This is a genomic window from Peteryoungia algae, from assembly GCF_030369675.1.
GTDB classification, from domain to species: domain Bacteria; phylum Pseudomonadota; class Alphaproteobacteria; order Rhizobiales; family Rhizobiaceae; genus Allorhizobium; species Allorhizobium algae.
Map to the genome: position 1 here is coordinate 207,405 of NZ_CP128477.1, position 20,873 is coordinate 228,277.

At 64.7% G+C, this 20,873-nt stretch carries 22 protein-coding genes; all 22 read left to right on the top strand.

Annotated features, from left to right (window positions below):
- Positions 1–54 precede the first annotated feature (54 nt).
- Positions 55–462 carry a phage major tail protein, TP901-1 family gene (locus tag QTL56_RS01130; RefSeq protein WP_245137615.1) on the top strand — a complete coding sequence of 136 codons (408 nt, stop codon included), beginning with the start codon at positions 55–57 and terminating at the stop codon, positions 460–462.
- 7 nt (positions 463–469) lie between these two features.
- Positions 470–883, top strand: coding sequence for a gene transfer agent family protein (locus QTL56_RS01135; protein WP_245137613.1), 414 nt, complete (start codon positions 470–472; stop codon positions 881–883).
- A 20-nt stretch (positions 884–903) separates the two neighbouring features.
- On the top strand, positions 904–1,083 hold the full coding sequence (locus tag QTL56_RS01140) for a rcc01693 family protein (protein WP_245137611.1): 180 nt from the start codon (positions 904–906) through the stop codon (positions 1,081–1,083).
- 143 nt (positions 1,084–1,226) lie between these two features.
- Positions 1,227–1,835 (top strand): phage tail tape measure protein, encoded by a 609-nt coding sequence (locus QTL56_RS01145; protein WP_229576554.1) that lies wholly within the window; start codon positions 1,227–1,229, stop codon positions 1,833–1,835.
- Between the two features lie 190 nt (positions 1,836–2,025).
- The gene (locus tag QTL56_RS01150; protein ID WP_245137609.1) at positions 2,026–2,658 is read left to right on the top strand and encodes a DUF2460 domain-containing protein; all 633 of its coding nucleotides are present in this window, start codon (positions 2,026–2,028) and stop codon (positions 2,656–2,658) included.
- Entirely contained in the window at positions 2,655–3,551 is an 897-nt protein-coding gene (locus QTL56_RS01155; RefSeq protein ID WP_245137607.1) for a phage/gene transfer agent baseplate hub protein, read from the top strand. Before QTL56_RS01150 ends, QTL56_RS01155 begins: the two co-directional genes overlap by 4 nt.
- 102 nt (positions 3,552–3,653) lie before the next feature.
- A complete protein-coding gene (locus tag QTL56_RS01160; RefSeq protein ID WP_245137605.1) occupies positions 3,654–4,172 on the top strand; it encodes a C40 family peptidase in 519 nt (172 codons plus the stop codon).
- On the top strand, positions 4,172–7,954 hold the full coding sequence (locus QTL56_RS01165; RefSeq protein WP_245137603.1) for a baseplate multidomain protein megatron: 3,783 nt from the start codon (positions 4,172–4,174) through the stop codon (positions 7,952–7,954). Before QTL56_RS01160 ends, QTL56_RS01165 begins: the two co-directional genes overlap by 1 nt.
- A 20-nt stretch (positions 7,955–7,974) precedes the next feature.
- Positions 7,975–8,184: a hypothetical protein gene (locus tag QTL56_RS01170; protein WP_245137601.1), complete on the top strand. Its 210-nt coding sequence runs from the start codon at positions 7,975–7,977 to the stop codon at positions 8,182–8,184.
- A gap of 85 nt (positions 8,185–8,269) precedes the next feature.
- Complete coding sequence (locus tag QTL56_RS01175) at positions 8,270–8,602, top strand: type II toxin-antitoxin system PrlF family antitoxin (RefSeq protein WP_245137598.1); 333 nt, start codon at positions 8,270–8,272, stop codon at positions 8,600–8,602.
- A gap of 1 nt (position 8,603) precedes the next feature.
- Positions 8,604–9,113 (top strand): type II toxin-antitoxin system YhaV family toxin, encoded by a 510-nt coding sequence (locus QTL56_RS01180; protein ID WP_245137597.1) that lies wholly within the window; start codon positions 8,604–8,606, stop codon positions 9,111–9,113.
- Between the two features lie 114 nt (positions 9,114–9,227).
- On the top strand, positions 9,228–9,467 hold the full coding sequence (locus QTL56_RS01185; RefSeq protein ID WP_229576544.1) for a hypothetical protein: 240 nt from the start codon (positions 9,228–9,230) through the stop codon (positions 9,465–9,467).
- Between the two features lie 57 nt (positions 9,468–9,524).
- Positions 9,525–10,190 carry a response regulator transcription factor gene (locus QTL56_RS01190; RefSeq protein WP_229576542.1) on the top strand — a complete coding sequence of 222 codons (666 nt, stop codon included), beginning with the start codon at positions 9,525–9,527 and terminating at the stop codon, positions 10,188–10,190.
- Positions 10,187–11,581: an ATP-binding protein gene (locus QTL56_RS01195; protein ID WP_245137595.1), complete on the top strand. Its 1,395-nt coding sequence runs from the start codon at positions 10,187–10,189 to the stop codon at positions 11,579–11,581. Before QTL56_RS01190 ends, QTL56_RS01195 begins: the two co-directional genes overlap by 4 nt.
- Positions 11,582–11,704: 123 nt before the next feature.
- Positions 11,705–12,118 (top strand): RT0821/Lpp0805 family surface protein, encoded by a 414-nt coding sequence (locus tag QTL56_RS01200; protein WP_229576540.1) that lies wholly within the window; start codon positions 11,705–11,707, stop codon positions 12,116–12,118.
- Positions 12,119–12,315: 197 nt separating this feature from the next.
- Positions 12,316–13,521: a c-type cytochrome biogenesis protein CcmI gene (ccmI, locus tag QTL56_RS01205; RefSeq protein ID WP_245137593.1), complete on the top strand. Its 1,206-nt coding sequence runs from the start codon at positions 12,316–12,318 to the stop codon at positions 13,519–13,521.
- The gene (gene ccmE, locus QTL56_RS01210) at positions 13,518–13,970 is read left to right on the top strand and encodes a cytochrome c maturation protein CcmE (RefSeq protein ID WP_245137591.1); all 453 of its coding nucleotides are present in this window, start codon (positions 13,518–13,520) and stop codon (positions 13,968–13,970) included. The genes ccmI and ccmE overlap by 4 nt, the downstream gene beginning before the upstream one ends.
- A complete protein-coding gene (locus QTL56_RS01215) occupies positions 13,967–15,955 on the top strand; it encodes a heme lyase CcmF/NrfE family subunit (RefSeq protein WP_245137589.1) in 1,989 nt (662 codons plus the stop codon). The genes ccmE and QTL56_RS01215 overlap by 4 nt, the downstream gene beginning before the upstream one ends.
- Positions 15,956–16,098: 143 nt before the next feature.
- Entirely contained in the window at positions 16,099–16,554 is a 456-nt protein-coding gene (locus QTL56_RS01220; RefSeq protein ID WP_229576749.1) for a cytochrome c-type biogenesis protein, read from the top strand.
- Positions 16,555–17,015: 461 nt separating this feature from the next.
- A complete protein-coding gene (locus QTL56_RS01225) occupies positions 17,016–18,563 on the top strand; it encodes a Do family serine endopeptidase (protein ID WP_245137588.1) in 1,548 nt (515 codons plus the stop codon).
- Positions 18,564–18,660: 97 nt separating this feature from the next.
- Positions 18,661–19,419: a response regulator transcription factor gene (locus tag QTL56_RS01230; RefSeq protein WP_280640741.1), complete on the top strand. Its 759-nt coding sequence runs from the start codon at positions 18,661–18,663 to the stop codon at positions 19,417–19,419.
- Between the two features lies 1 nt (position 19,420).
- On the top strand, positions 19,421–20,836 hold the full coding sequence (locus QTL56_RS01235; RefSeq protein ID WP_245137586.1) for a sensor histidine kinase: 1,416 nt from the start codon (positions 19,421–19,423) through the stop codon (positions 20,834–20,836).
- Positions 20,837–20,873 lie beyond the last annotated feature (37 nt).

A 20,873-nucleotide genomic window follows, 5' to 3' on the forward strand; every position in this document is an offset into this window, starting at 1 on the left:
CCCCACGGGCCTCGCCCCGACAAGCAATCACACACATCATCAAGGAGAAACGCCATGGGCGCGCAGAAGGGCAAGGATCTGTTGCTGAAGGTCGAGGATGGGGCGGGGTTTGCGACAGTCGCGGGCCTGAGGGCCAGGCGGCTGGCATTCAATGCGCAATCGGTCGATGTGACCGATAGCGAGAGCGCCGGGCGCTGGCGGGAGCTGCTGGAAGGCGCCGGTGTCAGGCGGGCCGGCTTGACCGGTTCCGGCCTGTTCAAGGACGCGGCTTCGGACGCGCTCGTGAGGGCGGCCTTCTTTGCCGGATCGATCCTGACCTTTCAGGTGGTGATCCCTGATTTCGGCACGGTGACGGCGCCCTTCCAGGTGACGGCGCTTGATTATGCCGGAAATCACGACGGCGAGGTGACCTTCGAGATCGCCCTGGAATCGGCCGGCGCCGTTTCCTTCGCGGCGCTGTGAGGCAGTGATGCGGGGCTATGGAGCGGACGATCTGTGCGAGCCGGTGACGGTGAACCGCGCCAACCGCCATCGCGGCGAGGTGGAGGCGACAATCGACGGCGAGCGGCGCATCTTGTGTTTGACACTGGGTGCGCTTGCCGAACTGGAGACGGCCTTCGGGGCAGACAGCCTGGCCGATCTCGCGGCGCGGTTCTCGAGCGGCAGGCTGAGGAGTGCCGATCTCACGCGGATTCTCGCTTGCGGATTGCGCGGCGGAGGCAACCGGCTGTCGGATGCCGATGTGGCCGAGATGGCGGTCGACGGTGGGGTCGCGGGTGCGGCCAGCGTGGTCGGCGACTTGCTGGCGGTGACCTTTGGCGTGGCGGCGGATGCGGCCGGGCCGGAGCGGCACCGACGCGGCGAGGGCGCCACCTCCCCTTGAGGGCCGCAGGCGGGGCGGAGGTGCAGCCGTTTCCCTGGGACGCGGCGATGACGCTCGGCCTCTCCCGTCTGCGGCTTTCTCCGGAGGCATTCTGGCGGCTGAGCCTGCCGGAACTTTCGGCCATGGCAGGAGCCTTCGGACAGCCGGCGGGCCTGTCGCGCGGTGACGTGGCGGCCTTGATGCGACGATTTCCGGATTGAGGCCGAGAGGAAAAGACCGGGTGCCCGCCAGCGACGGGTGGCCTCGCCCTTCGAGGCCATCGCGGAGTTGGCGCGCCGCCGGGTCTCCAAGAAAAGACAGGGATGCGGGCGAGCGCCATGTGCCGTCTTGAAAGGAAAATTCCATGACCGATGACGATATGCTGGCGCTTTCCGTCGATCTCGACGGCTCGCAAGCGCTGGCCGTGCTGGACGATCTGGAAAGCCGGTCGGCGAGTTTCGGCCGGGCGCTGACGTCTGCGCTGAAGGGCGCGACATCAGGGGGCAAGGGGTTGGAAGACGTGTTGCGCAGTGTCGGATCGAGGTTGACCGACATTGCGCTTTCGGCGGGATTGAAGCCGCTGGAGGGCCTGCTTGGTGATGCGGCGGGCAGTCTGATCGGCAGTCTCACTTCGGGGCTGGGATCGGCGCTCGGCACGGGCCTGACCGCCTATGCAGCGGGTGGCGTGCCCGGGCGGGTGATGCCCTTTGCAGAGGGCGGCGTGGTCGCATCGCCGACCTATTTTCCGCTGGCCGGCGGAGCCGGGCTGATGGGCGAGGCAGGCGCGGAGGCCATACTGCCGCTGAAACGCGGCGCCGATGGCGCGCTGGGCGTGGCCGCCGAGGGGGCGGGCGCCGGTACGGTGATCCATTTTCAGGTGACGGCGAGTGATGCGGCGAGTTTTGCCAGGAGCGAGGGGCAAATCACGGCAATGCTGGCGCGCTCGGTCGGGCGCGGGCGGCGGGGGCTGTGACGGGCGGTCGCGGAAGGCAGCAGGAGTTTGGCGCGCATGCGGCCCTTCGGGTTGTCTCCTCGCGAGCGTGGGAGAAGGAGAGGTCGGCGGGGCGACGGCCCCGGCGCGCGCATTGGCGCCCTCCTTGCCAGCACCTGAATGACACGGATTCCAAGCATTTTTCTCATCAATCCATTGAACGGAGACAGGCATGGCCTTTCACGAACAGCGTTTTCCGCTGCGTCTGTCGCTGACAACGAGCGGCGGGCCGGGGCGGCAGACGGATATTGTTTCGCTCTCCAACGGACGCGAGGCGCGCAATCGGCGTTGGCGGTTTTCGAGGCGCCGGTATGATGTCGGGACTGCGATCCGGTCGGTCGCGGATCTCTACGCGGTGCTGGAATTCTTCGAGACGCGGGGCGGGCAATTGCATGGGTTTCGCTTTCGCGATCCGGTGGATTGTTCCTCCGCACGGCCGGGAGAGGGCGTAACGTCGCTCGATCAGTGGATCGGGACAGGCGACGGAGAAACGGCGACCTTCCAGCTCGTGAAGGCCTATGGCGACGGGGCGGCAATCGAGCGGCGGCCTGTGGCCAAGCCGGTGGCCGGTTCGGTGCGGATTGCGCTCGACGGGGTGGAGCAGACGGAGGGTTTCACCTGCGATGTGACGAGCGGCATCGTCGCCTTTGCAGGCGGACATGTGCCGACGGCGGGCACCGAAATCCGGGCGGGCTTCGACTATGACGTGCCTGTTCGTTTCGACACTGACCGGATCGAGATCGATCTCGAAGCCTTTCGCGCCGGCCGCATTCCCGCCATTCCGCTGATCGAGGTGATGCCATGAAACAGCTCCCGGACGCTCTGGCCGCGCATGTGGCGACGGGCGAGACGACGCTCTGCCGGGCATGGAGTGTGACCTGCCGCGACGGTTTTCAGCTTGGCTTTACCGAGCACGACCAGGTGCTTTCCTTTGACGGCACGGTGTTCGAACCGGGTACGGGCTTTGCGGCGACGGAGGCGAGTGCGGGACGTGGGTTGGCGGCACCCGGTGCCGAAGTGCGAGGCGGGTTTTCGAGCGATGCGATCACGGAAGAGGATCTCGCCGCCGGGCGGTATGACGGGGCGCGGGTCGAAGTCTTTCTCGTTAACTGGCAGGCGGCGGAAAACCAGCATGCGCTCCTCGCGATGCAGGAGATCGGCGAGGTAAGCCGGGCGGGGCCGGGATTTTCGGCGGAGCTCAGAAGCTTTGCCCATCGCCTGCAGCAGCCGGAGGGGCGGATCTACAACCGCCGCTGCGATGCCGATCTGGGCGATGGCCGCTGCCGGGTGGATATGGCTGTGGAGAACCGGCAGGTGACGGGGGTCGTGGCGCAGGTGCTGTCGGCCGATCGGCTGACGGTATCGGGTCTGCCGGCTTTGGCGGAGGGGCATTTCCGGCTGGGGGGCGTGCGCTTCCATGCGGGACTGCTTTCGGGCAGGCGTCTGGCGATCGAGGAGAGCGAAGCGGTGGCAGGTGGCATGGCGACGCTCCGGCTCTGGCTGCCGCTTGAGGCAAGGCCGTCGCCGGGAGACGCGGTGACGCTGACAGTGGGCTGCGACAAGAGTTTTTCCACCTGTCGAATGAAATTTGCCAATCAGTTGAATTTTCGTGGGTTTCCGCACATGCCGGGCAGCGATTTCGCCTATTCCTATGTGAGCGGCGACAGCACCCATGACGGCGGCGTGCTGTATGCATGAGGCAGGCCCTTTCTGCCGCCCTGAACTCCCTTGCCCGATCCCTGCGGCGTCAATTCCAAACCCGTCGCTCCGCAATCGTCACCTCCGCACCGGAGCACGCCCATGTCCGTCAATGCAGAGGTCCTGGCGATCGCCCGGACATGGATCGGCACGCCCTATCGGCACCAAGGGGCGGTGCGGGGCGTGGGCTGCGATTGTTTGGGACTGATCCGTGGGGTCTGGCGGGAGCTTTATGGGCAAGAACCGGAATCCGTGCCGGCCTATGCGCCTGATTGGGCCGAGCGCGCCGGCGAGGAGCGGCTGGTTCGCGCGGCGGAACGGCATTTCTCCAGTGTGCCGTCATTCGCCGAGAGCGTGTCCGGCGATCTGGTGCTGTTCCGGTTTCGGCCGCATCTGGCGGCGAAACATGCGGGAATTCTGGCGTTGACGCCGGCTGAACGACCGAGCGGCGTCTCGCATCACGAGCGGATTGGCGCAGGCCCGGGCCTCGATGGGCATGATGCGCGGCCCGACGCATTCATCCATGCCTATGAGCAATCGGCAGTCACGCTTTCGGCGCTGGTGCCGGGATGGCGGCGCCGGATTGCCGGCATCTATCGATTTCCGGAGAGGACCAGCTGATGGCAACCATTGTTCTGCAGGCGGCAGGGGCGGCACTCGGCTCGGTCTTCGGGCCGGTGGGAGCAATCCTCGGGCGGGCGGCGGGGGCGCTTGCCGGGAGCATGATCGACCGCAGCCTTCTGGGGGGCACCCGTGAGGTCAACGGGGCGCGGCTCTCTTCGGCGCGGCTTGCCGGTGCGACCGAGGGGACCGCGATCCCCAAGCTCTATGGCACGGCGAGGCTTGGCGGCACGCTGATCTGGGCAACGCGTTTCGAAGAGGAGACCGTGACCGAACGGACGGGCGGAAAATCCTCCGGCGGCACGCGCAAGACGACCTATCGCTATTATGCCAATCTGGCGCTTGGGCTCTGCGAGGGGCCGATTGCGGGCGTGCGGCGCGTCTGGGTCGACGGGCGCGAGCTCGACACGACCGAAATCGAGATGCGCGTCTATCGCGGCACGGAGAGCCAGCCGCTCGACCCGCTGATCGCGGCCAAGCATGGCGCAGGCCGGACGCCGGCCTATCGCGGGCTGGCCTATGTGGTCTTCGAGCGGCTGCCACTCGACGATTTCGGCAATCGCATTCCGCTGTTGCAGTTCGAGGTGATCCGGCCGGTGGGGACGCTGGAGGAGAAGATCAGGGCGGTGACGATCATTCCCGGCGCGACCGAGCATGGCTATGCCACCGCGCGCGTCTCGGATGCCCCGCGCGAGGGTGAGAAGCGCTGGCTCAATCGCAACACGCTGATGGCGACGACCGACTGGCAGGCCTCGCTGGACGAGTTGCAGGCGCTCTGCCCCAATCTGGAGAGCGTGGCACTTGTCGTCGCCTGGTTCGGTACGGATCTGAGGGCCGGCAATTGCCGGGTGCTGCCCGGTGTCGAGGTGGGGTATCGTCGCGAGGAGAGCCGGCCCTGGAGCGTGGCGGGAATGTCGCGCGGGGAGGCTTACCTCGTATCGCGCCATGCCGGCGGGCCGGCCTATGGCGGATCGCCTGATGATCAAAGCGTGACCGAGGCCATCCGGGATTTGCGGGCGCGCGGCTTGAAGGTGACGCTCTATCCCTTTGTTCTGATGGATATTCCTGCAGGCAATGGCCTGCCCGATCCCCATGGAGGTGAGGAACAGGCGGCCTATCCGTGGCGGGGGCGGATCACCGCTTATCCGGCCAGTGCCGACAAGACGGCCTCGGCGCGGGCGCAGATCTCGACATTCGTCACGCGCAGCGAGGGCTACCGGCGATTCGTCCGCCATTACGCGACGCTGGCGGCGTCGGCCGGCGGGGTGGACGGGTTTCTGCTGGGTTCGGAACTCAAGGGGCTGACGACGCTGCGCGACGGGATGAACGCCTTCCCCTTCGTCGAGGCGCTGGTGTCACTGGCGGGCGAGGTCCGCGGCATTCTGGGGTCATCCACGGCGATTTCCTATGGGGCAGACTGGAGCGAATATTTCGGCCATCAACCGGCGGATGGATCGGGGGATGTGTTCTTCCATCTCGACCCGCTCTGGTCGAGCCCTGATATCTCGGCCGTGGGTATCGACAACTACATGCCGCTGGCCGATTGGCGCGATGAGGATCTGGAGGTGACGAGCCCTGACGGGTTCGCCGGGACCGATGACGCCTCCGGTTTTGGTCGCATGCTGACGGCGGGAGAAGGCTTCGACTGGTTCTATGCCAGTGAGGCAGACCGGCAGGCGCGACTTCGGACGCCGATCACCGACGGCGCCTATGGCAAACCCTGGATCTATCGCTTCAAGGATCTCGAAAGCTGGTGGGGTAACCACCACTACAACAGGGTTGGCGGGGTCGAGCAGGCGAGCCCGACGGGGTGGATCCCTTTCCTGAAACCATTCTGGTTCACCGAACTCGGATGCGGGGCGGTCGACAAGGGGGCGAACCAGCCGAATGTCTTCGCCGATGCGAAATCGGTCGAGAGCGGCAGGCCGCACTTCTCGGCGGGCGCGCGCAGCGACAGCCAGCAGCGGCGCTTTCTCGAGACGCATCTCGACCACTGGAACGGAGGGGAGGCGCCCCACGGCATGGTCGATCCGGCCGGCATCTTCGTCTGGACCTGGGATGCGCGGCCCTATCCGGCCTTTCCGCAGAATTCGGGGCTCTGGGCAGACGGGCTGAACTGGCGCACCGGGCATTGGCTGAACGGGCGGCTGGGCACGGCGACACTGGCCGACACCATCGCCGCGATCCTAAGGGATCACGACTTTGAGGATTTCGATGTCTCGGAAGTGGCGGGCGATCTGGGCGGCTACGTCAAGGGGGATCTCACCTCGGCGCGCGATCTGCTCGAGCCGCTGATCGAGCTGTTCCAGATCGACGTGATCGAGGATGGCGGGCGGCTGAAATTTCGCACACGACCGACGGCGAGCCTGCCGGCCCGCGAGATCACGGTTCTGGCCGACCTGCCCGATCAGGCTCTCTGGAGCGAGACGCGCGGTCATGACAGCGATTTCGCCTCGGAAGCACTGGTGACCTTCTACGATCCGGCTGCTGATTATGTCGAGGCGAGCGTGCGTTCGCGCAGGGTCGAGGCGGCGACCGAACGCCAGCTTGCCCGTGATCTGCCGGCCGCGATGCCGGAGGAGACGGCACTGGCTGCTGCCGAAGGCTGGCTGCGCGACAACCGGCTGGCACGGCGGACCTTGCAACTGGCGCTGGGGCCACAGGAGATTGCGGTCGAGCCGGGGGATGTGCTGCGGTTTCCGGACGGGCCGGAAGGGCGGTTTCTGGTGCAAGGGATAGACGAGGGTTTCGAGCGGAGGCTGACGCTGCGGGCCTTTGCCGGCAAGGTGTCGGCACCCGTGGCGGTGGTCGAGCCGGAGCGTTTGCCGGATGGTGGCGGCGCGGCGGGCTTTGCGCCCGTTGTCAGCTTCCTCGATCTGCCGCGGCTGGAGGGCACGAACCATGCCGGCGATGCCAGCGTCGCGGCCTTTGGCCGGCCGTGGCGCAGGCTTGCTGTGTCGAGTTCGCCGGAGGCTGAGGGTTATCGTCTGCGGCTGACGCTGGACCGGCCGGCAACGATCGGGCGGCTTGCGGAGGCGCTAATGCCGGGCCCGGTGGGGCGTTTCGATCCTGCCCATGCCGTGGTGGTCGATCTTCTGGGCGGGGCCTTCGCCGCGGCAAGCCGGATGGCGGTACTGTCGGGCAGGAATCGGCTGGCCGTGCAGGTGCAGAATGGCGGCTGGGAAGTGGTCGGTTTTGCCCAGGCTGAGGAAGTGGCCGTCGGGCGCTGGCGTCTGAGCGGCCTGTTGCGCGGGCTGGGCGGGACGGAGGATGCGACGGAGGCAGGAGCTGCTGTCGGCGCCGAAGTGGTGCTGCTCGATGAAGCGGTGCGGTCGCTGGGGCTGGTCAACGCCGAACGCGGAGCGGTGCAGAACTGGATTTTGGAACCGATGGGGCTGGTGACGGAGCTGTCCGGGCCGTTTGTCTTTGACGGTGGCATGCGGGCCGAGACGCCGCTTGCGCCGGTGCATGCGCGGGTGGTGCGGCAGGTCTCGGGAGATTTGCGGATTTCGTGGATCAGGCGCAGCCGGATCGAGGCTGATGCCTGGGCCGAAGGCGAGGTGCCGCTCGACGAAGCGCAGGAGCGCTACCGGCTGGAGATCCTGAACGGCAGTGCCGCGGTCCGCTTGGTCGAGGTGGGCGAGGCGGGGTTCACCTATGCCGCGGCCGATGAACTGGCCGATTTCGGGTCGGAGCAGGCGATGCTCGGCATTCGGGTGCGCCAGCTCGGGCGGCTTGTGGCAGGGCTGCCGCTTGCAGCGATGATTGCCATCGACGGATGATCAACGAAGAGGAGAGAAACATGCTGGATGTGAAACCCTGGTACCAGTCGAAAACCATCTGGGGCGCGCTGATCGCGATCGCCTCCCCGCTGCTCGGCCATGCCGGTCTGGACGTGGGCGGCGCGGAGCAGGCGGAGATTGCCGAGGCCATGACGACGCTTGCCGGCACGGTGGGCGGGCTGCTGGCCCTGTACGGGCGCCTCACCGCGACAAAGGGTGTGGGTGGGTGAGGTGATATGCAAGTGTATCCACGTCAGCCCTTTACGAAGTAAGGAATTTCCATTACCTTTCGCTGTGATCAATGAGGCAGGTGGCATGAACAAGATCTTGCGTAAGGTGAGCACGATCACCGAAAAGGGACAAACCACCATTCCGAAGCCCATTCGCGATGCGCTTGGCGTTGGCTATGGTGGACGGATTGCCTTCAGTCTGGACGAGAAGAATCGCGTTTCGGTCGAGCGCGACGATGTCGAAGACGATGATCCGGTATTGGACGGCTTTCTTGATTTTCTGGCCAGGGACATGGCGGCACGGCCGGGGGATGCTTTCATGGAGATCCCGCCCGGCCTGCGTGGCCGGATCGCTGCGTTGACTGAAGGCGCAGACATCGATCTCGACGCCCCGATCGACGGCGAGGTCGCGCTTTGAGATGGAAACGGTCAATGGCTGGATCATCCGGGCGCACCCGCTGTTTCTCGATCAACTGGAGCGCCTGACTGCAGCCGTTGAACGTGAAGCCAAAAGGAAGCCAGATACGTTTCGCAGCAGCGCAAATTTCAAGCTTCTGGTCGCGCTGCAGAAATTGATGGCTGAAGTCATACCGGCGGATCCGACCTCGTCCGCGTTTCGCCAGGGTGGGACGTTGGGTCCCGAGCGCAAGCACTGGTTTCGGGCAAAGTTCGGCAATGGGCGGTTTCGTCTTTTCTTCCGCTACAGTTTGACGGGCAAGGTCCTTGTCTTCGCCTGGGTCAACGACGCGGATACGCTGCGCAGTTACGGTTCGCGCAGCGATGCCTATGCCGTGTTCCGTGCGATGCTGGAGGATGGAAATCCGCCGGACAGCTGGACAGAGCTACTTGAGGCTGCGAGCGACGACACGGTAATACGGCGCCTGGACGCCATGACAGATCGTTCATCGAGGCTGGCGCGTGGCGATTGACGGAGGCTGGGCCCAAGCTCCTTCCCCACAAGATTACCGAGCATTCATTTGCCATTCAGACGCCTTGCGGTACATAATTTGGCAAGAGTGGACGTCATCCAAGAAGAAGCAGCAATGGCATCTTTCATGAAATACACGGGCCTGGCGCTGGCCATGACCGTGGCGACCTTGCCGACGCCCGGCAGCAATGCCATGGCAGCCGACTGCAGTGCGGCGGCGGAAAGGGTCGTGGCCGAGGTCGGCGGGCAGTTGCTTTCCGTCCGCGAATCGGGCGGTGAATGCGTCATCGTCGTGCTCGTTCCGGGCAGCGGCAACGAGCGGCCGCGCAAGGTCACCATGCGCGTCGCGCAGTGACCGGGGCGCAGTGACAGTGTCGATGGCCCGACTCTCCGCGATCAAGGGGTGAACCGCATGCGCATTCTCGTCGTCGAAGACGATGCCAACCTGAACCGCCAGCTCGTCGAAGCCCTGCAGGAAGCGGGTTATGTCGTCGACAAGGCCTTCGATGGTGAAGAGGGGCATTTCCTCGGCGACACCGAACCCTATGACGCGGTGATCCTCGACATCGGCCTGCCGGAAATGGACGGCATTACCGTGCTTGAAAAATGGCGGTCCGCGAGCCGGGTCATGCCGGTGCTGATCCTGACGGCACGCGACCGCTGGTCGGACAAGGTCGCGGGCATCGATGCCGGCGCCGACGACTATGTGACCAAGCCTTTCCATGTCGAGGAAGTCCTCGCCCGCATCCGGGCGCTGATTCGACGGGCGGCCGGTCATGCCTCCTCGGAAATCGTCTGCGGACCAGTGCGGCTCGATACCAAGAGTTCCAAGGCGACCGTCGAAGGCGTGACGCTGAAGCTCACCTCGCACGAATATCGCCTCCTCTCCTATCTGATGCACCACATGGGTGAGGTCGTATCCCGCACCGAACTGGTCGAGCATCTCTACGATCAGGATTTCGACCGGGACTCCAACACGATCGAGGTCTTTGTCGGACGCCTGCGCAAGAAGCTTGGCGTCGACATGATCGAGACGGTGCGCGGCCTCGGCTACCGAATGCAAGCCCCCGCGAAATGAGGATCCGCTCGCTCACCGCGCGCGTCCTGCTTTTGGCCACGCTCTGGTCGGCACTCGGTCTGGTGACCATCGCGGTGGCAATTTCCGCCCTCTATCGCCAGGGCGTCGAACGCGGCTTCAACAATCTCCTGCGTGCCCAGCTCTACAATGTCGTCAATTCCGTTTCGATCGGTGACGGCGACAGCCTGGCCGGCTCGCCGGCGCTCGGCGATCTGCGGTTTTCCCAACCGGCGACCGGTTGGTACTGGCTGGTCGAGCCGCTGGGCAATTATGCGACCGCACCGCTCGCCTCCGCGTCTCTGGGGGTTGCCAATCTCGCTGTGCCCGATGTCGAGCTGACACCCTTCGACCAGAATTACGAGCGCTACTACGAGATGACCGACGAGCTGGGCAACCAGATTCGCGTCGCCGAGACCGAGGTCGTGCTCGACGATCAGGGCCGTGCGGCGCGCTTTCGGGTCTCCGGCAATCTGCAGGTCATCGAGGACGAGATCAGCTTCTTCACCAGCCGGCTCTATACGGCGCTCGCCCTGGTCGGCATCGGCGGCCTGATCGTCAATGGTCTGGCCATTCTCTACGGTCTGAAGCCGCTCGACCGGGCCCGTCGGGCGCTGGAGCGCATCCGCCGTGGCGAAGCCGAACGCATCGAGGGTGAGTTTCCGAGCGAGATCCTGCCGCTCGCCAACGAGATCAACGCGCTGATCGACAGCAACAGGCGTATCGTCGAACGGGCGCGCATGCAGGTGGGCAATCTCGCCCATTCGCTGAAGACACCGATCGCCGTGCTGCTCAACGAGGCGCGCACGCTGAACAAGAGCCCTGCCGAGGTGATCGCCTCCCAGGCCGAGGCCATGCAGGCGCAGGTGAGCTCCTACCTCAACCGCGCCCGGATCGCTGCCCAGCGCGACAGCGTTCTGGCCCGCACCGAGGCTCAGCCGGTTCTGGAGCGTCTCGTTCGTGTCATGCGCAAGCTGAATGCCGAAGTGGCCTTCGAGCTCGATGCCGCGCCGGATCTGACTTTTGCCATGGAGCAGCAGGACGTCGAGGAAGTCGTCGGCAACCTCCTGGAAAACGCAGCCCGTTTTGCCCGCACCAAGGTGGTGACCCATGTTGTCATGACCGCACGCGAAGACGACCTGACGGACGGACGGCGCGGTTGGATCGAGGTCGTGGTCGAGGACGATGGGCCGGGTCTGGCGCCCGAAGAGATCGGCGAGGCCCTGAAACGTGGGCGAAGGCTGGACGAAAGCAAACCCGGAACGGGGCTAGGCCTGTCGATCGTCAAGGAGATTTCCGGGGAATATCAGGGTACATTCGGCCTGTCACGGGCCGGGATCGGCGGACTTCGCGCACAGTTGATCCTACCGGCTGTGACCAAAGACACTGGGTGATTGATTTTCCTGTGAAATTACATAGGTGTATAGGACGGCATTCGGCCAGCTGGCGGCATCCTTCGCGAAAGCGCGACAGGCGATGATCGGCAGCAACAATTCGACGGGACTTGGAACGGTCTGATGAGTGTGAAGCGATTCGGGATATTGGCAGCCACGGCCCTCGTGTCGCTTGCCCTTGTGGGCTGCACCACCTCGGGCGGCGGCCGCTCGGCCACTGCCAAGGCCAATTCCGCCGTCTATATCGCAGCACTTCAGGGCGGCATCGTCTCCCGCGTGGGCGTCGAGCTGTCGCGCAGCGAGACGCAACGCGCACTGGAAGCCGAATATCGCGCACTGGAAGCAGCCCCCGGTGGCCAGCCCGTGACCTGGGCAGGCTCAAATATGCGCGGCGAGGTCGTGGCGGCCGCGCCCTATCAGGTCGGCAAGCAGAACTGCCGCCAGTTCACCCACAAGGTGGTGAACGGCGGGCGTGAATTGCAGGCACGCGGTGCGGCCTGCCGCAATTCGAACGGGACCTGGACACCGTTGAGCTGAGGGCGCTGGCCCAAGCCTGATCCCGAAACGCAAACTCGATCTCCGCGTGACGGGGAAGGCCACTCTTCCCGCTTGACTTGGGTCAAGGCCGGGCGGGTTATGGCGGCCTAGAGAAGTCTTGCGGCCAAACGCCTCAACTTTCCGTCAGGGGGTGTTTGGCTGTTGGAAAGCACCCGTCCTTGACGTAATTGGGTCTCATGTTGTTCTGGATCATCTCCGCCCTGCTGACGGTCGTTGTCGCCGTCATCCTGCTCTCTCCGCTGATGCGAGCATCGGCCCGTGCATCCCTTTATGACGAGGGCGAGGCGGCTGTTTATCGTGACCAGCTGCGCGAACTGGAGCGGGACAAGGCGACAGGCCTGATATCCGCCGATGACGCCGACTATGCGCGCGCCGAAATCGGCCGCCGTCTGCTGGCGGTCGCCGGCCGTGCGACGACCGGCGAGGCGGCAACCGAACGGGCGTTCGAAGCCGCCGCAGCCGCGCCTGTTGCGCGCCGTCGCTACGGGCTCTCCCAGGCCTTCATCCTCCTCTGTCTTCCCGTCATCGGGCTCGCGGGCTATCTCGAAATCGGGAGCCCCGGCACGCCCGATGCGCCGCTCGCCGCCCGGATCGAAAATCCCGGCGATGACGTTGGTCTGCTCGTGGCCAAGGTCGAGCGGCATCTGGCGAGCAATCCTGAAGACGGCAATGGCTGGAACGTGCTGGCGCCCGTCTATTTCCGCATCGGCCGTTTGCCGGATGCCGAGATTGCCTATCGCAATGCGATCCGCATTCTGGGGCCCGATGCCGAGCGCATGAATGGCCTTGGCGAAACGCTGGTTCTGCGCAGTGACGGGATCGTCACGGACGATGCGCAGATGGCTTTCCAGGCAGCGCTGAAGCTCGAGCCGAACAATCCGCGTGCGGATTTCTATCTGGCCTTGGCGCTGGAGCAGTCCGGTCGTCGTGCCGAAGCTCTGGCCGCCTTCCAGGCGATTGCCACAGCCTCACCGCCAACCGCACCCTGGATGTCGCTGGTCAACCAGCACATTGCTGCCAACAGCGCCGGAGTGCCGCTCGCCAACGCCCCAGCGGCATCGGTGCAGCCGACGGCTCCGGCAGCACTCGGCAATCCCTCGGCAGACGACATTGCCAATGCGCAAGCGATGTCGGAAGACGACCGCAGCGAGATGATCCGCGGCATGGTGGCGAGCCTCGATGCGCGGCTGAAGGAAGACCCCAACAATTTCGAGGGCTGGATGCGGCTCGTCCGCTCCTATGCCATGCTGAAGGACAAGGAACGGGCGCAAGCCGCGCTGAAGGATGGCCTCAAGGCCTTCCCGGCTGACGGCGCCGAGGGCCAGCAGTTGATCGCCATGGCGACGGAACTCGGCCTTGATGTCGAGGAGGTGAGCCAATGACCCGCAAACAGAAACGTCTGGCTGTGATTGCCGGTGGCATGGGGTTCATCCTGACGGCCGTGCTTTTGATCATGTTCGCCTTCGGACAGTCGATCGCCTATTTCTACGTTCCCGGTGATCTCGCCAAGGCCGATCTGCAGCCGGGCACCCGCATTCGCCTAGGGGGCCTGGTCGAAACCGGCTCGGTCGTGCGGGGCGAGGGATCGACCATCACTTTCACCGTCACCGATACGCTGAGCGAACTTCCCGTCACCTATACCGGTATCTTGCCCGACCTGTTCCGCGAGGGGCAGGGCGTGGTGGCGGAAGGCCGGTTCGAGGGCATGGGCAAGGTCTTCGTGGCCGATACCGTGCTTGCCAAGCATGACGAGACCTATATGCCGAAGGATGTGGCCGATCGTCTGAAGGCGCAAGGGGTGGAACTCAGCGGCAAGGAAGAGATCCGATGATCATCGAGCTTGGCCATTATGCCCTCGTGCTGGCACTCGCCACCTGTCTGGTCGTCTCCATCCTGCCCGTCATCGGCGCCCGCCGCGGGGATGCGGCAATGATGGCCGTCGCGACAACAGGGACCTATGCGCTCTTCCTGCTCGTCGCCTTTTCCTTCGCGGTTCTTACCTACGGCTACGTCGTCTCCGATTTCTCGGTGCAGAACGTCTTCCAGAATTCGCACTCTCTCAAGCCGATGATCTACAAGGTCTCCGGCGTCTGGGGAAACCATGAGGGCTCGATGCTGCTCTGGGTGCTGATCCTGACGCTGTTCAGCGCCATGGTCGCCTTCTTCGGCACCAACCTGCCGGACCGCCTGAAGGCCAACGTGCTGGCCGTGCAAGCCTGGATCACGACGGCCTTTACCCTCTTCATTCTCCTGACCTCGAACCCCTTCGCCCGCCTGTCGCCCATTCCGGCCGAAGGACAGGATCTCAATCCCGTCCTGCAGGATATCGGCCTCGCGATCCATCCGCCGCTGCTCTATCTCGGCTATGTCGGTTTCTCCGTCTGTTTCTCCTTTGCGATCGCCGCCTTGATGGACGGCCGCATCGATGCGGCCTGGGCGCGCTGGGTGCGGCCCTGGACGCTGGCGGCCTGGGTGTTCCTGACGGCCGGCATCTCCATGGGCTCCTACTGGGCCTATTACGAACTCGGCTGGGGCGGCTGGTGGTTCTGGGATCCGGTCGAAAACGCCTCCTTCATGCCCTGGCTTGCGGGCACGGCCCTTCTGCATTCGGCGCTGGTCATGGAAAAGCGCGATGCCTTGAAGATCTGGACGGTGCTGCTCGCCATCATCGCCTTCTCGCTGTCGCTGCTCGGCACCTTCCTGGTGCGGTCTGGCGTGCTGACCTCCGTGCATGCCTTCGCGACAGATCCGACGCGCGGTGTTTTCATCCTCGGCATTCTCGTCATCTTCATCGGCGGGGCCTTCACCCTCTTTGCGCTGCGCGCACCGATGCTGAAGGCCGGCGGCCTGTTCCAGCCGATCTCGCGCGAGGGGGCGCTCGTCCTCAACAACCTGATCCTCACTGTCTCCACCGCGTCTGTTCTGATCGGCACGCTTTATCCGCTGCTTCTGGAAACGCTGACGGGTGAAAAGATTTCGGTCGGTCCGCCCTTCTTCAACATCACCTTCGGGCTTCTGATGATCCCGCTGCTTCTGGCCGTGCCCTTCGGGCCGTTTCTCGCCTGGAAGCGCGGCGATCTGCTCGGGGCTCTGCAGCGCCTCTACGTGGCGGCCGCACTCTCTCTCGTTCTCGGACTTGGCCTCTGGTACGCGCAGAATGGCGGTCCCGTCATGGCAGTGGGAGGCCTTGCGCTCGCCTTCTTCGTCATGGGGGGAGCGATCGCCGATCTCTGGTACAGGGCAGGCTTCGGCACGCATCCGCTGTCGACCGCCTGGAGCCGCCTCAAGGGCCTGCCGCGGTCCGCCTTCGGCACAGCGCTGGCGCATTTCGGCATGGGTGTGACCGTGCTCGGCGTCGTGGCCGTGACCACCTTCGAGACGGAAACCGTGGTCGAGATGAAGCCCGGCATGACGGCGGAGGCCGGCGGTTATGTCGTGACGTTCGACGGCATTCGCGCCGCGACCGGACCGAACTACACGGAGGATCAGGGACACTTCACCATCCGCGAGGGCGGTGTCGAGGTGGCCGATGTCTGGTCGTCGAAGCGGCTCTACACGGCGCGCCAGATGCCAACCACGGAGGCCGGCATCGTCACTTTCGGCTTCAGCCAGCTCTATGTGTCGCTGGGTGACCCGATGGCAGACGGCGGTATCGTGGTGCGCGTGTGGTGGAAACCCTGGATCCTCTGCATCTGGTACGGCACTCTCGTGATGATGGCGGGCGGTATCGTCTCGCTCTCGGACCGCAGACTGCGCGTTGGCGCGCCGAAGCGGGCCAAGGTGGCGGCAAAGCCGGCTCTGGAGGCTGCGGAGTGATGGGCTGGTTTCAGAAGATTGCCCCACTTGCAGCTGCCGCCGGCTTCTTCCTGCAAGCGGAAGGAGGGGCGAGACCGCCGATGTCGACCATGTCTTCTCCCCGCTTGCTGACAGAGGGTCTGGCGGAGGGGCGAAGCCGCCGGATGCTGCGTTGCCTGTTCATCCTGCTGGCCCTCCTTCTGACCCCCATTCATGCCTTCGCGGTCAATCCGGACGAAGTGCTGGCCGATCCGGTGCTCGAGCAGCGTGCGCGGGCGCTGTCGGCGGAACTGCGCTGCATGGTCTGCCAGAACCAGTCGATCGACGATTCCAACGCCGAACTCGCCCGCGATCTGCGCGTGGTGGTGCGCGAGCGGCTGGTGGGTGGCGATAGCGACGAGCAGGTGCTGGACTATGTCGTGTCGCGCTATGGGGAATTCGTGCTTCTGAAGCCGCGACTGAGTGTCCGTACGATCGGGCTCTGGGGCGCACCGGCGGCGCTCGCCATTATCGGTCTGATCGTGGCTGTGGTCTATACGCGCCGACGCGCTGTGCAGCCCGTGGCAAAGCTGTCGCCGGACGAGGAAGCGCGGCTCGGCAAGCTGCTGGATCGGGACTAGTCAAGGGCGCTTCCAGATCGGCGTCGTCAGCCAGCGCCATGCCCGGCGGCCGCCCGCGACCATGGCGGATCGTCAGGACACGCTGGCCGCGCCGATCTCGAGGTGGATCAGATCGTCTCCGGCAACGAACCGCCTTTGCGCCGCAAATACTCTCTTGCGCGGGGCGAAAAGTGCCCTGGCGCGTGACTGCGCCCGGCGTGAAGGTCGAACACCAGTCGAAGCGTGAGCGGATCTGACAGCCGCTGTTTCGATAGCGCTTACTGTTCCGGTTTCAGGACGGACAAATGCGTCAGCCGGGACCGGGTCCACGACAGGCGTACCTGTCGACGAACATTACGAAGAATTCATCTGCCGTACAGTTCGCCGTAACCTGACAGCTCCTATATCTCTCCTCATCCACCGCTTCCCGCCGCCAGATTGGCCGGCGGCTCCAGTCAGATGAACAGATGAAGGTAGATCACATGTCCAAGAACAAAGGTCGTTCGTTGCAGTCGATCCTGAAGACCTCCACCACCGCCGGCCTCACCGCCATGATGCTGGTGACGGCCGCCCCCTTCGCCGCCGTGCCGGCGCTTGCCGCACCGGTTGAAGTGGACGCGCCGCAGGTGCCGAGCTTTGGTGATGTCGTGCAGGCCGTCCTGCCGGCCGTCGTGTCCGTCCGGGTCCAGTCGAACGTTCAGCCGGCATCGTCCGACGAAAGCAATTTTTCCTTCAACTTTGGCGGTCGCAGCTTCGAGGATCTGCCGGATGATCACCCGTTGAAGCGCTTCTTCCGCGAATTCGGTGGTCCAGGCATGGAAGGTGGTCCGCAGGAGCGTGGCCCGCGTGCCGAGCGTGGTCCGGGTCGCCTGCGTCCGACCGCACAGGGGTCCGGCTTCTTCATCTCCGAAGACGGCTATGTCGTCACCAACAACCACGTCATCGACGACGGCGCCGCCTTCACCATCGTGATGAACGACGGCAAGGAATACGACGCCAAGCTGGTCGGCAAGGATAGCCGCACGGACCTGGCGCTGCTCAAGGTCGACGAACCCGACACGAAGTTCACCTATGTGAAGTTCGCCGATGACGAGAAGGTCCGCGTCGGTGACTGGGTCGTCGCCGTCGGCAATCCCTTTGGCCTCGGTGGCACCGTGACTGCCGGTATCATTTCGGCCCGTGGCCGCAATATCGGCTCCGGCCCCTATGACGACTACCTGCAGATCGATGCCGCCGTGAACCGCGGCAATTCGGGTGGACCCGGCTTCAACCTGAACGGCGAAGTCGTCGGTATCAACACGGCGATCTTCTCGCCCTCGGGCGGCAATGTGGGCATCGCCTTTGCGATCCCGGCCTCGGTCGCGACTGACGTCATCGCCAAGCTCAAGGAAAGCGGCACGGTTTCGCGCGGCTGGCTCGGCGTTCAGATCCAGCCCGTGACCAAGGACATCGCCGACAGCCTCGGCCTTGCCGAGGATAGTGGCGCCCTGGTCGTTGCCCCGCAGGCCGGTTCGCCCGGTGAAGCGGCCGGCATCAAGCAGGGCGACGTGGTGACGGCCGTCAATGGTGACCCGGTCAAGGATCCGCGTGATCTGGCCCGCCGCATCGGAGCCTTTGCACCCGACACGACGATCGACGTCTCGCTCTGGCGCGATGGCAGGGCAACCGAGGTCAAGGTCAAGCTCGGCGAACTGCCGGCCGACCAGGCAGCAAGTGCCGAGACCGAGAACAATGCGGCCCCGGCGCCGGAAGCCGAGCAGGAACTGTCGAGCCTCGGCCTTTCTGTTCGTCCGGCCGAAGACGGGAAGGGCCTTGCCATCGTCGATGTCGATCCCGACAGCGACGCCGCTGACAAGGGCCTGAAGTCGGGCGAGACGATCACCTCGGTCAACAACCAGGAAGTCTCGTCTGCGGCCGACGTGCAGAAGGTTCTCGACCAGGCCAAGAAGGACGGCCGCACCCGGGCGCTCTTCCAGGTCGAATCGGAGAATGGCAGCCGCTTCGTGGCGCTTCCAATCAACCAGGGCTGATTGTGATGTGACAAGGGGCGCCGGCGGTCTAAGGCCGGCGGCGCCCCTTGTCGTTTTCGACGGTCGGTGACCGTCTGGTGTCAGGAAAGGACGAAGCATGGGGATCGTGGAACAGGGACAGCCGGACACCGGCGAAACCGGCTATACGGTGGCGGATGCCGAGGCTAATGTCGCGCGCATGAAGATACTTGTCATCGAAGACGACCTGGAAGCCGCAGCCTACATGACCAAGGCCTTTCGCGAGGCCGGCATTGTCGCCGATCACGCGAGTGACGGCGAAAGCGGTCTTTTCATGGGCACGGAAAATACCTACGACGTCATGGTCGTCGACCGTATGCTGCCGCGTCGGGATGGCCTTTCGGTCATCAGCGAGCTGCGCAAGCGTGGCATCGATACGCCGGTTCTCATCCTGTCTGCCCTCGGCCAGGTGGACGACCGTGTGACGGGTCTGCGCGCCGGCGGGGACGACTACCTGCCCAAACCCTACGCCTTTTCCGAATTGCTCGCCCGTGTCGAGGTGCTCGGCCGCCGCAAGGGCAAGCCCGAGCAGGACATGGCCTATCGCGTCGGTGATCTCGAACTCGACCGTCTGTCACACGAGGTGAAGCGGGCCGGCAAGGAAATCCTGTTGCAGCCGCGCGAATTCCGCCTGCTGGAATATCTGATGAAAAATGCCGGCCAGGTGGTGACCCGCACCATGCTGCTTGAAAACGTCTGGGACTATCACTTCGACCCGCAGACCAATGTCATCGACGTGCATGTCTCGCGCCTGCGGTCGAAGATCGAGAAGGATTTCGACCGGCCGCTCCTGAAGACCGTGCGGGGTGCCGGTTACATGATCAAGGACGAAGGCTGACATGCGGCTGAAGTCCCGTCTCGGGGTGCTGGCCAAGTCCACGGCCGTCCGGCTTTCCGCGCTCTACATCATTCTTTTCGCGCTGTGCGCCGCCTTCCTCGTCTTCTACGTGACGGGGCTTGCCGAGCGTATCATGAACAATCAGACGCGTGAGGCGCTGCGCCAGGACGTGACCGAGATCCAGGGCGCTTTCGAGCGCGGCGGGATCAACCAGCTCCTGCGGACCCTGGAACGTCGCGCGCGGCAGCCGGGTGCCAATCTCTACGTGATTGCAAGCCCGACCGGCGAGATCCTCGCCGGCAATGTCGCCTCGCTGCAGCCCGGCGTCTTCGACGAGGAGGGCTGGACCAATTTCCCCTTCCGCTACCAGCGCTATACCGACAGTGGCGTTGCGAAGCGTCATCTGGCGACCGGGCATGTCTTCGTCCTGGAGAACGGCATCCGGGTTCTGGTCGGCCGCGACCTTGGCGAGCCCGGCAAGCTGCGCCAGCTGGTGCGGCAGGCGTTGATGGTGGCGCTGCTGATCATGGGAGTCGGTGCGGTGGTCATCTGGTTTGCCATTGGCCGCAATGCGCTCAAACGCATCGACCGAGTCTCGGCGGCCAGTCAGAAGATCATTTCAGGCGATCTGTCGCAGCGTCTGCCGGTTTCCGGTTCAGGCGACGAGTTCGATCGCTTGTCCTCGTCCCTGAACGAGATGCTGGGGCGGATCGAGCAATTGAACGAAGGCCTGAGACAGGTCTCCGACAACATCGCCCATGACCTGAAGACACCGTTGACACGCCTGCGCAACAAGGCGGCCGACGCATTGGACGAGGACGATGCGCAGGCGAGAAGAGCGGCGCTGGAGACGATCATCTCCGAATCCGACCAGCTGATCCGGACGTTCAACGCGCTGCTGATGATCTCCCGCGTCGAAGCCGGGTCGATCGCGGCCGAGCTGACTGACATCGACATTTCCACCATCGCTGCCGACAGTGCCGAACTCTACGAACCCGTGGCGGAAGAGGCGGGACAGGTCATGGTCTGCGAGATCGCACAAGGACTATCGGTTCGGGGAAATCGCGAACTCGTGGGTCAGGCGATCGCCAATCTGATCGACAATGCGATCAAGTATGGCAGCCAGGGCGATGCGGGGTCCGAGATCCGCGTGCGCGTGGCGCGTGGCGACACTGGCCTGGAAATCTCAGTCTCCGATCAGGGAGCCGGCATTGCCGAAGACAAGCGGGCCGAGGTGGTCAAGCGCTTCGTCAGGCTGGATAAGAGCCGCTCGAAACCGGGCACAGGATTGGGACTCTCTCTGGTCGAGGCGATCATGGCCCTGCATGGCGGGCGGCTTGTCCTCTCCGACACCCGCAGCCATCCCGACCATCCGGGCCTGACGGCGACGATGGTCTTTCCCGGAATGAGGCCGTAACCTATCCGGGCTCGAGATTCGCCAGGCAATCTCGGCC

Excerpts from the sequence above, each read along its gene's own strand:
- QTL56_RS01215 (WP_245137589.1), top strand. The coding sequence starts at position 13,967 with ATGATCATCGAGCTTGGCCATTATGCCCTCGTGCTGGCACTCGCCACC.
- QTL56_RS01155 (WP_245137607.1), top strand. The coding sequence starts at position 2,655 with ATGAAACAGCTCCCGGACGCTCTGGCCGCGCATGTGGCGACGGGCGAG.
- QTL56_RS01170 (WP_245137601.1), top strand. The coding sequence starts at position 7,975 with ATGCTGGATGTGAAACCCTGGTACCAGTCGAAAACCATCTGGGGCGCG.
- QTL56_RS01225 (WP_245137588.1), top strand. The coding sequence starts at position 17,016 with ATGTCCAAGAACAAAGGTCGTTCGTTGCAGTCGATCCTGAAGACCTCC.
- QTL56_RS01175 (WP_245137598.1), top strand. The coding sequence starts at position 8,270 with ATGAACAAGATCTTGCGTAAGGTGAGCACGATCACCGAAAAGGGACAA.
- QTL56_RS01230 (WP_280640741.1), top strand. The coding sequence starts at position 18,661 with ATGGGGATCGTGGAACAGGGACAGCCGGACACCGGCGAAACCGGCTAT.
- QTL56_RS01220 (WP_229576749.1), top strand. The coding sequence starts at position 16,099 with ATGCTGCGTTGCCTGTTCATCCTGCTGGCCCTCCTTCTGACCCCCATT.
- ccmI (WP_245137593.1), top strand. The coding sequence starts at position 12,316 with ATGTTGTTCTGGATCATCTCCGCCCTGCTGACGGTCGTTGTCGCCGTC.
- QTL56_RS01235 (WP_245137586.1), top strand. The coding sequence starts at position 19,421 with ATGCGGCTGAAGTCCCGTCTCGGGGTGCTGGCCAAGTCCACGGCCGTC.
- QTL56_RS01160 (WP_245137605.1), top strand. The coding sequence starts at position 3,654 with ATGTCCGTCAATGCAGAGGTCCTGGCGATCGCCCGGACATGGATCGGC.
- QTL56_RS01180 (WP_245137597.1), top strand. The coding sequence starts at position 8,604 with ATGGAAACGGTCAATGGCTGGATCATCCGGGCGCACCCGCTGTTTCTC.
- QTL56_RS01145 (WP_229576554.1), top strand. The coding sequence starts at position 1,227 with ATGACCGATGACGATATGCTGGCGCTTTCCGTCGATCTCGACGGCTCG.
- QTL56_RS01150 (WP_245137609.1), top strand. The coding sequence starts at position 2,026 with ATGGCCTTTCACGAACAGCGTTTTCCGCTGCGTCTGTCGCTGACAACG.
- QTL56_RS01165 (WP_245137603.1), top strand. The coding sequence starts at position 4,172 with ATGGCAACCATTGTTCTGCAGGCGGCAGGGGCGGCACTCGGCTCGGTC.
- QTL56_RS01185 (WP_229576544.1), top strand. The coding sequence starts at position 9,228 with ATGGCATCTTTCATGAAATACACGGGCCTGGCGCTGGCCATGACCGTG.
- QTL56_RS01195 (WP_245137595.1), top strand. The coding sequence starts at position 10,187 with ATGAGGATCCGCTCGCTCACCGCGCGCGTCCTGCTTTTGGCCACGCTC.
- QTL56_RS01130 (WP_245137615.1), top strand. The coding sequence starts at position 55 with ATGGGCGCGCAGAAGGGCAAGGATCTGTTGCTGAAGGTCGAGGATGGG.
- QTL56_RS01200 (WP_229576540.1), top strand. The coding sequence starts at position 11,705 with ATGAGTGTGAAGCGATTCGGGATATTGGCAGCCACGGCCCTCGTGTCG.
- QTL56_RS01190 (WP_229576542.1), top strand. The coding sequence starts at position 9,525 with ATGCGCATTCTCGTCGTCGAAGACGATGCCAACCTGAACCGCCAGCTC.
- QTL56_RS01135 (WP_245137613.1), top strand. The coding sequence starts at position 470 with ATGCGGGGCTATGGAGCGGACGATCTGTGCGAGCCGGTGACGGTGAAC.
- ccmE (WP_245137591.1), top strand. The coding sequence starts at position 13,518 with ATGACCCGCAAACAGAAACGTCTGGCTGTGATTGCCGGTGGCATGGGG.